This is a genomic window from Halarchaeum nitratireducens (assembly GCF_014647155.1).
Taxonomy (GTDB): Archaea; Halobacteriota; Halobacteria; order Halobacteriales; family Halobacteriaceae; genus Halarchaeum; species Halarchaeum nitratireducens.
The window spans coordinates 1-14337 of record NZ_BMOQ01000001.1 but is presented as its reverse complement, the minus strand read 5'-3'; the positions used below and the strand labels follow the sequence as shown (position 1 = coordinate 14337).

At 69.6% G+C, this 14337-nt stretch carries 15 protein-coding genes, 1 tRNA gene and 1 rRNA gene; 8 read left to right on the top strand and 9 right to left on the bottom strand.

Going from position 1 to position 14337, the window contains the following annotated elements; genetic code table 11:
* Positions 1–101 precede the first annotated feature (101 nt).
* Positions 102–1205: an aminopeptidase gene (locus tag IEX91_RS00080; protein WP_188876263.1), complete on the bottom strand. Its 1104-nt coding sequence runs from the start codon at positions 1203–1205 to the stop codon at positions 102–104.
* Between the two features lie 76 nt (positions 1206–1281).
* Here IEX91_RS00080 and IEX91_RS00075 point away from each other — a divergent pair, with 76 nt between their 5' ends.
* On the top strand, positions 1282–2328 hold the full coding sequence (locus tag IEX91_RS00075) for a threonine aldolase family protein (RefSeq protein ID WP_188876262.1): 1047 nt from the start codon (positions 1282–1284) through the stop codon (positions 2326–2328).
* Here the strand turns inward: IEX91_RS00075 and IEX91_RS16435 are convergent.
* Together IEX91_RS16435 and IEX91_RS00070 are read right to left on the bottom strand one after the other, a co-directional pair.
* Positions 2325–2453 (bottom strand): DUF7859 family protein, encoded by a 129-nt coding sequence (locus IEX91_RS16435; protein ID WP_268238644.1) that lies wholly within the window; start codon positions 2451–2453, stop codon positions 2325–2327. The genes IEX91_RS00075 and IEX91_RS16435 overlap by 4 nt on opposite strands.
* A 143-nt stretch (positions 2454–2596) precedes the next feature.
* Positions 2597–3112, bottom strand: coding sequence for a metallophosphoesterase (locus tag IEX91_RS00070; RefSeq protein WP_188876261.1), 516 nt, complete (start codon positions 3110–3112; stop codon positions 2597–2599).
* Positions 3113–3193: 81 nt separating this feature from the next.
* Here IEX91_RS00070 and IEX91_RS00065 point away from each other — a divergent pair, with 81 nt between their 5' ends.
* A complete protein-coding gene (locus IEX91_RS00065; RefSeq protein WP_188876260.1) occupies positions 3194–4159 on the top strand; it encodes a cation diffusion facilitator family transporter in 966 nt (321 codons plus the stop codon).
* A 46-nt stretch (positions 4160–4205) separates the two neighbouring features.
* Entirely contained in the window at positions 4206–6725 is a 2520-nt protein-coding gene (locus IEX91_RS00060; protein WP_188876259.1) for a DEAD/DEAH box helicase, read from the top strand.
* 22 nt (positions 6726–6747) lie between these two features.
* Here the strand turns inward: IEX91_RS00060 and IEX91_RS00055 are convergent, their stop codons facing one another.
* Complete coding sequence (locus IEX91_RS00055) at positions 6748–7140, bottom strand: universal stress protein (RefSeq protein ID WP_188876258.1); 393 nt, start codon at positions 7138–7140, stop codon at positions 6748–6750.
* A gap of 32 nt (positions 7141–7172) precedes the next feature.
* The gene (locus tag IEX91_RS16670) at positions 7173–7886 is read right to left on the bottom strand and encodes an Sjogren's syndrome/scleroderma autoantigen 1 family protein (RefSeq protein WP_188876257.1); all 714 of its coding nucleotides are present in this window, start codon (positions 7884–7886) and stop codon (positions 7173–7175) included.
* Positions 7887–7985: 99 nt separating this feature from the next.
* Here IEX91_RS16670 and mdh point away from each other — a divergent pair, with 99 nt between their 5' ends.
* Positions 7986–8900, top strand: coding sequence for a malate dehydrogenase (gene mdh / locus IEX91_RS00045; protein ID WP_188876256.1), 915 nt, complete (start codon positions 7986–7988; stop codon positions 8898–8900).
* Positions 8901–9075: 175 nt separating this feature from the next.
* On the opposite strand, the gene IEX91_RS00040 is transcribed toward mdh, so the two are convergent.
* Positions 9076–9321, bottom strand: coding sequence for a ferredoxin (locus tag IEX91_RS00040; RefSeq protein ID WP_188876255.1), 246 nt, complete (start codon positions 9319–9321; stop codon positions 9076–9078).
* Between the two features lie 38 nt (positions 9322–9359).
* Positions 9360–9563, bottom strand: coding sequence for a hypothetical protein (locus IEX91_RS00035; RefSeq protein ID WP_188876254.1), 204 nt, complete (start codon positions 9561–9563; stop codon positions 9360–9362).
* 91 nt (positions 9564–9654) lie between these two features.
* Between IEX91_RS00035 and IEX91_RS00030 the strand changes: the two genes are divergently transcribed.
* The 3 genes from IEX91_RS00030 to IEX91_RS00020 all read left to right on the top strand — a co-directional run bounded on the left by IEX91_RS00030 (position 9655) and on the right by IEX91_RS00020 (position 12853).
* Entirely contained in the window at positions 9655–11922 is a 2268-nt protein-coding gene (locus IEX91_RS00030; protein WP_188876253.1) for an ATP-dependent DNA helicase, read from the top strand.
* Positions 11919–12431, top strand: coding sequence for a KEOPS complex subunit Cgi121 (gene cgi121 / locus IEX91_RS00025; RefSeq protein ID WP_188876252.1), 513 nt, complete (start codon positions 11919–11921; stop codon positions 12429–12431). Before IEX91_RS00030 ends, cgi121 begins: the two co-directional genes overlap by 4 nt.
* A gap of 74 nt (positions 12432–12505) precedes the next feature.
* Positions 12506–12853, top strand: coding sequence for a DUF5789 family protein (locus IEX91_RS00020; protein WP_188876251.1), 348 nt, complete (start codon positions 12506–12508; stop codon positions 12851–12853).
* A 125-nt stretch (positions 12854–12978) separates the two neighbouring features.
* Here IEX91_RS00020 and IEX91_RS00015 read toward each other — a convergent pair.
* Positions 12979–13051, bottom strand: a tRNA-Gln gene (locus IEX91_RS00015).
* Between the two features lie 171 nt (positions 13052–13222).
* Between IEX91_RS00015 and IEX91_RS00010 the strand changes: the two genes are divergently transcribed.
* Positions 13223–13804 (top strand): IMP cyclohydrolase, encoded by a 582-nt coding sequence (locus tag IEX91_RS00010; RefSeq protein WP_188876250.1) that lies wholly within the window; start codon positions 13223–13225, stop codon positions 13802–13804.
* Positions 13805–14098: 294 nt separating this feature from the next.
* On the opposite strand, the gene rrf is transcribed toward IEX91_RS00010, so the two are convergent.
* Positions 14099–14220 (bottom strand): 5S ribosomal RNA (gene rrf / locus IEX91_RS00005).
* Positions 14221–14337 lie beyond the last annotated feature (117 nt).

The following is a 14337-nucleotide window of genomic DNA, read 5'->3' as shown; positions in this document are numbered from 1 at the left end:
AGCAGTGGATCGCGACGCCCTCGCGTCGCTCGGGTGTCGCGTTATTCCTCGCGCCTCCCACCGATCAGCGCTCGGGAGTCGGCGATTCCTCCGGAATCACCCTAGTCCTCGAACCCGTTCTCGAACCGGAACGTCCCGTTCCGCTGGACGACGTCGCCGTCGACCTCGATCCGCGAGTCCTCGCTCATGTCGACGATCATGTCGACGTGGACGGCGGACTCGTTCGGTTCGCGGCCCTCGGGGACGCACTCGTCGTACGCCATTCCGACGGCGAGGTGGACGGTGTCGCCCATCTTCTCGTCGAAGAGCATGTTGTAGGTGAACCGGTCGATGTCGCGGTTCATCCCGATCCCGAGTTCGCCGAGGTAGCGCGCGCCCTCGTCGGTGTCGAGGACGTCGCCGAGGACCTCGGCGTTCCGATCGGCGTCGTACTCGACCACCCGCCCGTCCTCGAACGTCAAGTGGGCGTTCTCGATCTCGTGGCTCTGGTGGTAGAGCGGGAGGTCGAAGCGGACTTCGCCCTCGACGCTGTCCGGGACGGGCGCGGTGAACACCTCGCCGCCGGGGAGGTTGTGTTCGCCGTGGTCGTTCAGCGTCTTCATCCCCGTGACGCTCATCGTGAGATCCGTCTCGTCGCCGGAGACGATACGCACCTCGTCGGCGGGATCGAGGATCTCGACCATCTGCTGTTGGTGTGCACGCTGGGCCTCCCAGTCCTTGTCGACGGCGTTCCAGACGAAGTCCTCGTAGGCCTCGGTGCTCATATCGGCGAGCTGGGCGTTCGCCGGCGTCGGATACTGCGTGAGACACCAGCGCGTATCGAGGAGTTCCGAGCGAGCGGGGGCGTAGGCGCGCTGGTAGGCCGCCTGCGCGTCGCCCTCCACGTCGCGCATCTCGGTGACGTTCTCGTCGCCGCGCACGCGGATCGCGGCGTCGGTGCGCTCGTAGAGCGCAGTGAGGTGGTCGGGTTCGTCGAGGTCGTCCTGATCGACGTTGCGGAGATAGGCGCGCTCGGCGCGCGGAGTCCCGAAACGTCCGTTCGAGAGCGACACGGGGTGTGCGCCGCGCTCCGCGAGCAGTTCGTAGACGGCGACGGCGAAGTCCTCGGCGGCGGGCGGGGCGGTGACGACGACGCGGTCGCCCGCTTCGATGTCCGTGGAGTGCTCGACGACGATCTCGGCGTGTCTCCGAACGCGCGGGTCCATATCGATGCCACGGCGAGGCGACCCAAACCGCTTGCGGAGGGGGCGGTGTTTTGGGCGGCGAGCGACGAGGGGACGTATGAGCGAGCGCGAGACCGAGGGAGAGCGGATCGACCTCCGCAGCGATACCGTGACGATGCCGAGCGACCGGATGCGCGCGGCGGCGGCCGACGCCCCGGTCGGCGACAACGTGTACGGCGAGGATCCGAGCGTGAACGACCTCGAAGCGACGGCCGCAGAGCGCCTCGGAACGGACGCGGCGCTCTACGTCCCTTCGGGAACGATGGCGAATCAGACGGCCGCGCGCGTCCACACCGAGCGCGGTCAGGAGGCCATCGTGGAGGCCGAGAGCCACGTCGTGCGCTACGAGAACGCCGGGTTCGCCCAACACGGCGGCCTCCAGACGCGCCCGATCGACGCGGGCGACGGCGCCGTCCCGAGCGCCGCGCAGGTCGCCGACGCGTTCGTCGCGGACGACCTCCACCGCCCCGGGACGGGCCTGCTCTGCCTGGAGAACACCCACAACGCGAAGGGCGGGCTGGTCGCCGCCCCCGACGCGATCGAGGCCGCCGCGGAGGCGGCGCACGAGCGCGGCGTGCCCGTCCACCTCGACGGTGCACGCCTCGCCAACGCGGCCGTCGCCGCCGACGAACCGCTCGCCGCGTTCACGACGCACGTCGACTCGGTGAGCCTCTGTCTCTCGAAGGGACTGGGCGCGCCGATCGGCACGGTGCTCGCCGGGAGCGAGGCGTTCGTCGAGCGGGCGCGCGGCGTCCGCAAGCTCCTCGGTGGCGGGATGCGCCAAGCGGGGCTGATCGCCGCGCCCGCCCGGATCGCGCTGACGGAGAACGTCGAGCGCCTCGCGGACGACCACGCGAACGCGACGCGCCTCGCGGCCGGTCTCGACGATCTCGGCGGCCTGCGAGCGGCGACGCCGGAGACGAACATCGTGCTCGTGGACACGACCGCGGCCGCCGTCGACGCTGAGACGTTCGTCGAGCGGTGCGCCGACGTCGGCGTGCTCGGGGGCGCGATGGACGCGGAGACCGTGCGCTTTTGCACGCACCTCGGGATCGAACGCGCGGACGTCGAGGCGGCGCTGACGCGGATCGCGGCGGTCGTCTAGCGCTCGCGCTGGCCCTCGCGGAAGCTCAGGAGCGTCCGGCGGAGGAGGAGGTAGCAGAAGAAGAAGAACCCGAGGACGAGCACGAGGAGGGCGTAGAACACCGGGTCGCCGGGGAGACCGAGCATACGCGTGGTGTACGTCGCGGGCGACAAAGCGGTTTCGCCGCCGGGGGAGCGATGAGTGAAAGACGCGTTTGAGCCTGGGGGAGGCCCTTGCCGGGTGCCCTCGAAAGGGGTGGTACGGGCGCGACGGGCGTCGCGTCCGCCCGCTAGTTTCGGCCCTCCACCCGGAACGAGTCGAGAACGCTCCCCTCGCGGTCGCGGATCTCGCCCGCGAGGCCGCCCGCGTCGGGCGTGAGCACCGCGTGCGACGCGGGGTTTCCCCGTGGGTCCGCGTGGCTTCCTGGATTCAGTACCGTGCAGTGCTCGGTCTCGGTGACGGTCGGGCGGTGCGTGTGCCCGGAGACGACGAGGTCGGCGCCGCGCTCGCGCCCGAACATGGCGAGGGCGGTCGGCCCGCCGCGCCGGCGGTGGGTGAGCGCGACGCGGACGCCCGCGAGGTCGACGGTCCGCGCCTCGGGGAGGCGTTCGCGGACGGCGTCGACGTCCCTGTTGCCGTGGACGGCGTGAAGGCGGTCGGCGGCGTCGTAGAAGGCGTCGAGGGCCGCCGCGGTCGTGAAGTCGCCCGCGTGGAGCACGGCGTCCGCGCCGTCGACGGCGTCGCGGGCCGCGCCCGCGAGCTCGTGACCGGTCCGGCTGTGCGTGTCGCTGAGGACGGCGAACATGCCGGATCGTTCGAGCGGGGGAGAGAAAGGTGCGGCGACGCGGCGGGTGCTTTTAGGTGGCGGCCGCTCCTCGTTCCGTCAATGGCGAGTTCGAAGCGAGTCGTGATCGCGGCGGGCGTCGCGAACGGCGCCATCGCGATCATGAAGTTCCTCGGCTTTCTGCTGACCGGGAGCCCAGCGATGCTCTCGGAGACGTATCACTCCATCTCCGATACGGGGAATCAGGTCTTCTTGCTCATCGGCCTCCGGTACAGCGGTCGGGAGGCCGACCGCACCCACCCCTTCGGATACGGGAAAGCGCAGTTCTTCTACAGCTTCCTCGTGAGCGTCCTCCTCTTCGGCATCGCGGGCTGGATGTCGCTCACGCACGGCTACGAGGCGATCGTCCACGGCCACGCGAGCGCGCTCCACGGGCAAGTCGAGGTGGTGGGCGCGAGCTTCCGCGCGGTCTACGTGAACTACGTCGTGCTCGTCGGCGCGTTCTGTTTCGAGACCTACGCGCTCGTCACCGCCTACCGCGGGATGCGGATCGACATGGACGAGCACGGCTGGACGAGCTTCGTCGAGGCGTTCAAGAAGACGAGCAACATCACGACGCTCACCGCGTTCACCGAGGACACCGTCGCGGTCAGCGGCATCGTCCTCGCGTTCCTCGGCGTCTTCCTCACCGACTACACCGGGAACCCGCTCTGGGACGGCCTCGCGGCGCTCTGCATCGGCCTCCTGCTGATGGGGTTCGCGCTCGCGCTCGCGTGGGAGAACAAGCGCCTCCTGCTCGGGGAGTCCCTCCAGAAGAACGAGGAGGACGAACTGCGCGGGACGGTCGCGGGCTGGGAGGGCGTCACCGGCATCGTGGACTTCCGCACCGTCTACTTCGGGCCGGATCGCGTGCTCGTCGCCGCCGACATCGCGTTCGACGAGGGCCTCGATACCCGCGAGGTGGACGAGCGCATCACCGCGATCGAGGACGCGCTCGTCGAGCAGAACCCGAGCGTCCGGAAGGTCTACATCGAACCCGAGACGGCCGGAAGCGCTGGTGGGGACTGAGCGCGCGGAAACGCTTAACCGAGCGAGCGACCAACTACCGACGACAATGGCGGCCACCGACGCGGACCCGGAGCAGTCGTACGTCGAGCATCCGCTGCTCGCCGAGGGGTTCCTCGAGGACCGCCGCTATCAGAGCGAGCTCGTCGAGACCGCCGTCGGCGATCACACCCTCGTCTGCCTCCCGACCGGCCTCGGGAAGACGACGGTGAGCCTCCGCGTCACCGCCGAACGCCTCCGCGACGACGTCGGCGCGAAGAGCCTCCTGCTCGCGCCGACGAAACCGCTCGTCGAGCAGCACGCCGCCTTCTACCGGGAGGCCCTCCAGATCCCCGACGACGAGATCGTCGTCTTCACGGGCGACGTCCGCCCGGACGACCGGGCGGAGCTCTGGGGGTCCGCGCGCGTCGTCATCGCCACGCCGCAGGTCGTGGAGAACGACCTCGTCGGGGGGCAGATCGACCTCCGCGACGTCGTCCACGTCACCTTCGACGAGTGCCACCGCGCGAGCGGCGACTACGCGTACGTCTACATCGCCGAGCGCTACCACGCGGACGCCGCCGATCCGCTCGTCACCGGAATGAGCGCCTCGCCCGGCGGCGACGAGGAGGAGATCCTCTCCGTCTGCGCGAACCTCGGCGTCAGCGAGGTCGCCGTGATGACGGAGGACGACGCGGACGTCGCCGACTACACCCACGACACGGACGTCGAGTGGGAGCGAATCGAGCTCCCCGATGCGGTCCTCGAGATCCGGGACTCGCTGAACGACGTCATCACCGAGCGACTGGAGGCGCTCAAGGAGCTCGGCGTGACGCGCTCGACGCAGCCCGACATGTCTCAGAAGGACCTCAACCGGATGCGGGGGAAGCTCCGCGAGCTCATCGACAACGACCAGTCGGAGGGGTACGAGGGGATGAGCCTCCACGCGGAGGTGATGAAGCTCCGGCGCGCCGTCGAGCTCGTCGAGACGCAGAGCGTCGAATCCGTGCGGCGGTACTTCGAGCGACAGAAGAACGCCGCGCGTTCCTCCGGGGCGTCGAAGGCCTCCCAGCGCCTCGTGAGCGAACCGCGCGTCAAGGAGGCGATGCGACGCGCCGAGGCGTTCGACGGGCTCCACCCGAAGTTCCGGCGCGTCCGGATGCTCCTCGCCGAGACGCTCGGCATCGAGGGGGGCGAGCGCGTCATCGTCTTCACGGAGTCGCGCGACACCGCCGAAGCGCTCACCGAGTTCCTCGGGAACCACTTCGACGCCAGACGCTTCGTCGGGCAGGGCGACAAGGAGGGGTCCGACGGCATGACGCAAACGGAACAGGGGGAGGTCTTGGACGCGTTCAAGTCCGGGAAGTTCGAGGTGCTCGTCTCGACGAGCGTCGCCGAGGAGGGCCTCGACGTCCCGGAGGTCGATCTCGTCTGCTTCTTCGAACCCGTCCCGACCGCGATCCGCTCCGTCCAGCGGAAGGGCCGAACGGGCCGACAGGCCGAGGGGCGCGTCGTCGTGCTGATGGCGGAGGACACCCGCGACGAGGCGTTCTTCTGGATCTCGCGCCGTCGCGAGGAGGAGATGGAAGAGGAGCTTCGGAGCCTCCAGTCGCTCGCGGACGACTTCGCGGACGAGTTCGGCGGGCAGGAGACGCTCGCGGAGTACGCGGACGGCGACGCGCCCGCGAGCGTCGCGCCCGGCGGAGCGGACGGCGGCGACGCGGCCGGCGTCCGGAGTGCCGCGGACGGGCAAGCGGGGCTCACGGACTTCGACGACGGCGGGGGGGAGACGGACGACGCGGGCAAGGAGGGCGGCGGGAGCGACGCGGGAGGCGACGCGAGCGAAGCGGGGACAGCCGACGGGGCGGACGCCGATGCCGACGAGGCCAGCGAAGCAGAGGGGACCGTCGCTCGCGCCGACCCGCCGGCCGAGGACGACCACGTCGAAGTCGTCGTCGACCAGCGCGAACTGGAGTCGACGATCGCGCGCGACCTCTCGAAGCGCGAGCACGTCGAGACGCGCCTTGAGACGCTCGCGGTCGGCGACTACGTCGTCTCCGATCGGGTCGCGCTCGAACGCAAGAGCGTCGCGGACTTCCTCGATACCCTGCTCGGCGGGGACCGCGACCTCTTCGAGCAGGCCCGCGACCTCGCGCGCCACTACGACCGCCCCGTTTTCATCCTCGAAGGGGGCGACCTCTACGGCGCGCGGAACGTCCACCCGAACGCGATCCGCGGGGCGCTCGCGTCGCTCGCCGTCGACTACGGGCTCAGCGTCCTCCGGACCGAGGACGAGGACGACACCGCGGACATGCTCGACGTGCTCGCGGGACGCGAACAGCTCACCCGCGATCGGGAGGTGTCCGTCCACGGCGAGAAGGGCGCGAAGACGCTCACGGAACAACGGGAGTACGTCGTCTCGTCCATCACGGACGTCGGCCCCGTGACCGCGCGTGCGCTCCTCTCGCACTTCGGGAGCGTCGAGGCCGTCATGACCGCGGACGAGGAGACGCTGATGGAGGCCGACGGCGTCGGCGAAGTGACGGCCGAACGCGTCCGCGAGGTCGTCGCGGGCGACTATCGGCCCTGACGGTGAGGCGATCGATCCCAGCTTAAGGAACGACGGTCACGGGGACGCGCTCGGCGTCCATCACCGTCTCCGTCGCGCTCCCGAGGAGGGCGCGCTCGACCGTCCCCGCGCCGTGGTGTCCCATCACGACGTGGTCGTACCCCTCGTCCGCCACGAGCGAGAGGATGTCCTCGCCGATACGGTTCGACGGCCGGAAGTCGAGGCCGATGTCCGTTCTGACGTCCGGGTCGTCCTCGACTCCGTGGGCGTCTAAGACGTCGCGAGCCCGGCGGATGGTCTCCTCCGTCGCCTCGTCGCGCGAGTCCGTGATGTGGACGACGTGGAGCGTCGCGTCGAAGTTGGTCGCCATCTCCGCGGCGAACGCGAGGGCGCGGAAGCTACAGTCGGAGCCATCGACTGGGACGAGAATCTTCACACCGTCACGTCGCCGGCCGGCGTGTTAAACTTTCAGCGGAGCGCGTCGAGCGCCTCGGCGGCCTCGCGTGCGGCCTCGGCGAGTTCGCGGGCGCTCCGCGGATCGTCGGCCGCCGCGGCGCGCTCCGCGAGGCGTGCCACGCTCCGCGAGAGCGCCGCGCGGGCCGCCGGGACGTCGCCGGACGCGTCCCCCGACGGACCGGTCCCGTGGGCGATGCCGTCGTCCCGCGCGCGATCCGACGCGGCAGGGCCGGTCGTCGCGCCGTTCTCGGCGGGTTCCGCGCGGACGTCGTGCGTGTGGGTTTCCGGGGCCTCGGCCTCGACGTCGGCGGCGTTCGTCACGGACGCCGTGGGGGGTCCGGTCGACGGCCGCGACGCGCCGTCGTCGGTCGCGGTCGCCGCATCCTCGTCGCTCGCGGCGGCTGTCGCGTCCGCGTCGGTGGAAGTCTCGTCAGCGTGTGCGGCCGTCGGCGACGCCCCCGCGTCGGTGTTCGCTCCCGCGTCCGTCGCGCCCGCGTCTGGTTCGCCCTCGGCCTGACAGGTCGGACAGAACTCCCGGCCCTCGTGGCGAAAGAGCGGGTTCCCGCAGCGATCGCAGTGCTTGTTCGTCATCGTCGCGCCCTGCAAGAGCAGCTCGCTCATCCGGCCGGTTCGCTCGCGGTCCTCCGCGTCGCGGGCGTACTTCTCGCGGAGTTCGCGCTTCTGGGCCTCCCGATCGAACCCCTCGGGATCGTCGCGGTCGCTCATACCCACAGGGAGGGCGTGCGCGCCGAAAAGAGTTGGTGCCGACCTCGACGACCGGTGGCGGTACGCTTAACGGACTCCTCCGCATCCGATATACCTGTCATGACGAAAGTGAGCATCGTCGGTGCGGCGGGGACGGTCGGCGCGGCGGCGGGCTACAGCCTCGCGCTTCGGGACGTCGTGGACGAACTCGTGTTCGTCGACATCCCCGATCAGGAAGACGTGACGATCGGACAGGCAGCGGACGCGAACCACGGGATCGCGTACGACTCGAACACGGTGGTGACGCAGGGCGACTACGCGGACACCGCGGGCTCCGACGTCGTCGTCATCACCGCGGGCATCCCGCGCGAGCCCGGCCAGTCGCGGCTCGACCTCGCGGGCGACAACGCGCCGATCATGGCCGACATCGGCGACTCGCTCGCCGAGTACAACGACGACTTCGTCACCGTCACCACCTCGAACCCGGTCGACCTGCTCAACCGCCACCTCTACGAGACGGGCGAGCGCGATCGCTCGAAGGTGATCGGCTTCGGCGGGCGCCTCGACTCCGCGCGCTTCCGCTACGTCCTCAGTGAACGCTTCGAGACGCCCGTGCGGAACGTCGAGGCGACCATCCTCGGCGAGCACGGCGACGCGCAGGTCCCCGTCTTCTCGAAGGTTCGAGTCGACGGCCGCGACCCGCACTTCAGCGACGACCGGAAGGAGGCGATCCTCGACGAGCTCCAGCGCTCCGCGATGGACGTCATCGAGCGCAAGGGCGCGACGCAGTGGGGGCCCGCGACCGGCGTCGCCCACACCGTCGAGGCCATCGTGCGCGACACCGGTGAGGTGCTGCCCGCGAGCGTGGTCCTCGACGGCGAGTTCGGCCACAGCGACACCGCGCTCGGCGTCCCCGTCAAGCTCGGCGCCGACGGGGTCGAGGAGATCGTCGAGTGGGACCTCACCGAGTACGAGCGCGACCAGCTCGGCGAGGCCGCGGAGAAGCTCTCCGACCAGTACGCGGACCTCGTCTAAGCGGAGCGCTCGGGACGGCACGACGCGTCCCTCGCTCCGCCGTTCACGTCGCCCGATTCGGTCGTGCCCTCACGCTCGTCCGCCACCGGCCAGTCGAGGACCTCCTCCCAAGCGTGACACATGGTATCGTGACGAGTGGGGGGACGCGGGCCGGGATCAAAAGCGTTGTGCGGGCTCAGACGATCTGCTCGCCGTCGTCGTCGTACACGCTGATCGCGTCGACCGGGCAAGCGCGGGCCGCGAACTTCGCGTCGAGTTCGGCGTCCTCGGGCACGTCGCGGGCGTAGACGCCGCCCTCCACGTTCTCGCCGTCGACGAGGACGGCCTTCCCGGTGTCGCGGTCCTCTTCGAAGCCCGCCTCCCACTCCACGACGCACTGGAACATCCCGATACAGGCGTCCCGGTCGAACTCGATGCGCATACGCGTGGGGTGGGACGGCGCGCGTTTAGCGCTGGTGGTCAGGGGCGCTCGTCGACGTGGTGGACCGCGCTCGGGGAGATCAGTCTGCCGGAGGGAAGTTCGACCCAGCCGTTCGCCCCGATCCGGACCGGCCCCTCGTGGAGGACGTCCTCGCTCTCGCGGTCGGCGTAGACGACCGCGTCGTCGTACTCGCGCTCGAAGGCGTCCCGGATCGGACCCAGCGGGGAGTTCGGGGAGACCATACGCGCCGTCTCGGGGGCGGGCCGGGAAAACGTTCGGGGGCGCGACGGCGGCGACGACAGTTTAAACCCGAGCGGGAGCCTACCTCGGGCAATGAGAGTGACGGAGCTGACCGGGCTCCCCGACGGCGTCCCGGAGCACCTCGAAGGCGAGGGGATCGAGGCGCTCTACCCCCCGCAGGCCGAGGCGGTCGAACGCGGCGTCACCGAGGGCGAGAGCCTCGTGGCGAGCGTGCCGACGGCGAGCGGAAAGACGTTGATCGCGGAGCTGGCGATGCTCGCGGCGGTCGAGCGCGGCGAGAAGGCCCTCTACATCGTTCCGCTGCGCGCGCTCGCCGGCGAGAAGGCGAGCGCGTTCGAGCGCTTCGAGCGCTTCGGTCTCTCCGTCGGCGTCTCCACCGGCAACTACGAGAGCGACGGCGAGCGCCTGGCGAACAACGACGTGATCGTCGCCACCTCCGAGAAGGTCGATTCGCTCGTGCGCAACGGGGCGGCGTGGGTCGATCGACTCGGCTGTGTCGTCGCGGACGAAGTTCACCTCGTCGACGACGCACACCGCGGCCCCACCCTCGAGGTGACGCTGGCGAAGCTCCGTGCGCGCGTCGAGGACCTCCAGACGGTCGCGCTCTCCGCGACCGTCGGGAACGCCGACGAGCTCGCGGCGTGGCTCGACGCCGAACTCGTCGACTCTGACTGGCGGCCCATCGAACTCCGCACCGGCGTCCACTACGGGCAGGCCCTCCACCTCGACGACGGCACCACGAAGGAGCTTCCCGTCGAGCGCGGCGAGAGTCAGACGGCCGCGATCGTCCGCGACACGCTCCACGACGACGGCTCGACGCTCGTCTTCGTCAACTCCCGCCGAAACGCTGAAGGCGCGGCCAAACGCCTCGCGGCCGTCGTCGAGAAGGAGCTCACCGACGACCAGCGTGTCGAGCTCGCGTCGGTCGCCGAAGAGATCCGCGCGGTCAGCGACACCGAGACCTCGGAGACGCTGGCGAGCGCCGTCGAGCGCGGTGCGGCCTTCCACCACGCGGGACTGGCGAAGGAGCACCGCGAGCTCGTCGAGGGCGCCTTCCGCGACCGACTCGTGCGCACCGTCTGCGCGACGCCGACGCTCGCGGCCGGCGTCAACACGCCCGCCCGCCGCGTCGTCGTCCGCGACTGGCAGCGCTACGACGGCGATGCCGGCGGAATGCAACCCCTCGACGTCCTCGAAGTCCACCAGATGTTCGGACGTGCGGGCCGCCCCGGTCTCGACCCGTACGGCGAGGCGGTACTCGTGACGGACGACCACGACGGGCTCGAAGGGCTGTTCGATAAGTACATCTACGCCGACCCCGAGCCCGTCCGCTCGAAGCTCGCCGCCGAACCCGCGCTCCGGACGCACGTCCTGGCGACCATCGCAACCGGTTTCGCCACGACGCGATCCGAGCTGCTGGAGTTCCTCGACGGAACGCTCTACGCCGAACAGACGGACGAAGCCGGGCGGCTCGCGTCGGTGACCGACGACGTGCTCGCGTACCTCGACGCGAACGGGTTCGTCGAGCGCGACGACGACGGCATCCGCGCGAGCGAGACCGGCCATCTCGTCTCGCGGCTCTACGTCGACCCGATGAGCGCCGCGGAGATGATCCACGGACTCAGGGAGGCCGACGCGGACACGACGCCGCTCGGCTTTTACCACCTCGTCTCTCGGACCCCCGACATGTACGAGCTCTACCTCCGATCGGGCGATCGGGAGACGTACACCGAGATCCTCTACGAGCGAGCGGACGAGATCCCCGGCTCGACGCCCTCCGAGTTCTCCGAGGGGGAGTTCGAGGACTGGCTCGCCGCGCTGAAGACGGCGACGCTCATGGAGGACTGGACGGAGGAGCTCGACGAGGACCGCATCGCCGAGCGCTACGGCGTCGGGCCGGGCGACATCCGCGGAAAGACCGAAACCGCGGAGTGGCTGCTCGGCGCGGCCGAGCGTCTCGCAGGCGAACTCGACCTCGACTGCGTCCGCGCAGTCCGGGACGCCCGCAAGCGCGTCGACTACGGCGTTCGCGAGGAACTGCTCGATCTCGCCGGGGTACGCGGCGTCGGGCGTAAACGCGCTCGCCGACTCTACCGCGCGGGCGTCGAAGACCGCAGCGACCTCCGGAACGCCGACAAAGCGACCGTCCTCGGCGCGCTCCGCGGGCGGCGCAAGACCGCCGAGTCCGTCCTCGCCGCCGCCGGTCACCCGAACCCCGAGATGGACGACGTGGCGGCGGACCCAGCAGCCGCCCCGGACGCGGACGGCGAGGCGAGCGGACGGAGCGGAGTCGACGCGGAGGAGGGCGACGGGCAGGCCAGTCTCGGTGATTTCGAGTGAGACTCGTTGAAGGCGTCGCCGACGTGGAGGACGTCGAAGCGTTCGTCGAGGCGCTCGGGGAGATCGGCGACGCGAACGACTGTACGGTACAGGCGTTCGACGCCCGATACGTCGCCGGACGCGACCACCTGGCGAGCGCGCTCGCCCACGCGGACCGAGCGTTCGAACGCGGGGAGAACGTCGCGCGCGAGCGCGCCGTCGAGGTGCTGTTATACGCGGCCGGTCGCCGACAGATCCGCCGCGCGCTGACGATGGGCGTCGAGGCGGGCGAGACGCCCACGGTCGCGCTCGTCGCCGCCGATCCCGGTATCGGTGATCCCGAGGGGGCGGAAGCGGCGAGCGCAAACGCCGTCGCCGAACGCCTCGGGCCGGGTGGCGGGTTCGACGCACGCGATGAGGAGCTGATCCGGGAGTTCTTCGAAATCGAGGAGAGCGAGCTCGCGGCGACGGACGCGTCGCTGGGTGATCTCGTCCGGGAGCGGGTCGCACTCCTCGACGTCGAGAAGTAGGCCACCCGAGCGTGGAACGCGCGGGTGCCATCGGGGCCACTACGTTCTTCCGGGTCGCGTCGATAGTCCCAGATATGGCTGATCCGAACGAACACGCGTCCGAACGCACGCACGAGCGCGCCGAGCACGTCGAGAGCATCCTCGAGGACACCATCGACGGCCTGGAGTATCCGACGAACACCAGCGAGATGAAGGCGGCGTACGGTGATCGCGTGAACGAGCTCCCGAACGAGACGGAGACGCTGGGCGACGTCTTCGACCGACTCGCGCCGGACGAGTACGACACCCCACAGGACGCACGCGAGGCGGTACTGGGCGAGCTGACCGGCAGAGCCGGCGGCGAGCACGGGGACGAAAGCGAATACAACCCCGAGCGCGAACTCGACGCGATGGACCAAGAGGAGCGCGAGGAATCACCGTAGGCTCGCACGGAGTCGAGTCCTCGTCTGTCGGTCTCCACCCGAAACGGCGCCCGCGTCTGGCTGACGCACGTCAGACGAGAGCGAGAGAGGTACCGAATCCGACGGTAAACGGCGAGAACGGAGTATAGTTCCACCAGGATTCGAACCTGGGTCGAAGCCCCCAGAAGGCTTCAGGATTGGCCGCTACCCCATGGAACTACGCTTCTTACGTCGCATTCGATGGTAACCGGTCGACGAACATGAGTCTTGCGGAGCGTACCGACGAGCGCCGCGGTCACATCCCCTACGTGGCGCCCTACTCGCGGGTCGGTCGCCCGGACATGCCCACATCGCCATCTATTTGCCCGTGATCTACACACGTTCTCGTGTATGTACGTCGGACGCTTCGTCGTCGTCGGCCCCGGGCTCGGGGCGTACCGTGTCTCTTCCCGGTCGTTCCCGAACCGCCACGTCACCGCCCGCGAAGACGCACTCACCGTCAGTCCAACGCCGGACGCTCCCGAGACGGACAATCCGTACATCGCCTACAACTGCGTCCGGGCCGCCGGAGACACCGACGGCCTCGCGGTCGTCGGCAACGGATCACACGTCGATCCCATCGCGGAGAAACTCGATCTCGGCTATCCCCCCCGCGACGCCCTCGTCACCGCGCTGTTCGCGCTCGACTACGAGAAGGACGACTACGACACGCCCCGGATTGCCGGCGTCGTCGACGATGACGAGGCCTACATCGGGACCGTCCGATCCGACGCGCTCCACGTCGAGCGCGTGACCGAGCCGACGCTCGTCGCAACGTACGAGAAAGACGACCCCGAACCGTACCCGCTGGCCGCCGACACCGCAGACACCGCCGCTCGCGAAGTGTACGATGCCGACTTCGAGCACACCGTCTGCGCGGCCGCCGCCGAGGTCGATGGGGCGACCGTGGAGACCGCCTACTACAACGGGTAACGGGTAAACAGCGACGAATCGTCACGATAGTCGAATCGGCGTCGACACCCCCACGGTACGTCTCGCTCGAAATGTCGACCGAGGAGGACAGCGAGAGGTCCGTGAGACAGCGGCACGTCCCTTCATGCACGAGCCGAGTACCCGGCCGTTGACGGCCGTCGAGCGCGACCTCATCGCTACGTAGTCGCTTGCGAGAGGGCTATAGAGAGCGCTGTGGCTCTCCGGGCAAACGAATACCGAATGAACGAGTCGGTGGAATCCGCCAGCATCCCTCCGACTCTCCGATTATGAATAGCGAGGCGGCGAATCGGTGTTCCCAGAGGCTCGCGCACTCCAGTACTACCCAATACGCAGGTGAGCTTAACTTCCGTGTTCGGGATGGGTACGGGTGTAACCTCACCGCTCTGGCCGCCTCAACGCCGATCTATGGAATCGAACCATAGTCCAATCACCAGCATCGGTCAATCGAGGACCAAACCCTGTGTACGTGTAATCCAGTTAGCGCCCGGACTCGCCCGCCGCGGGCAGTACCG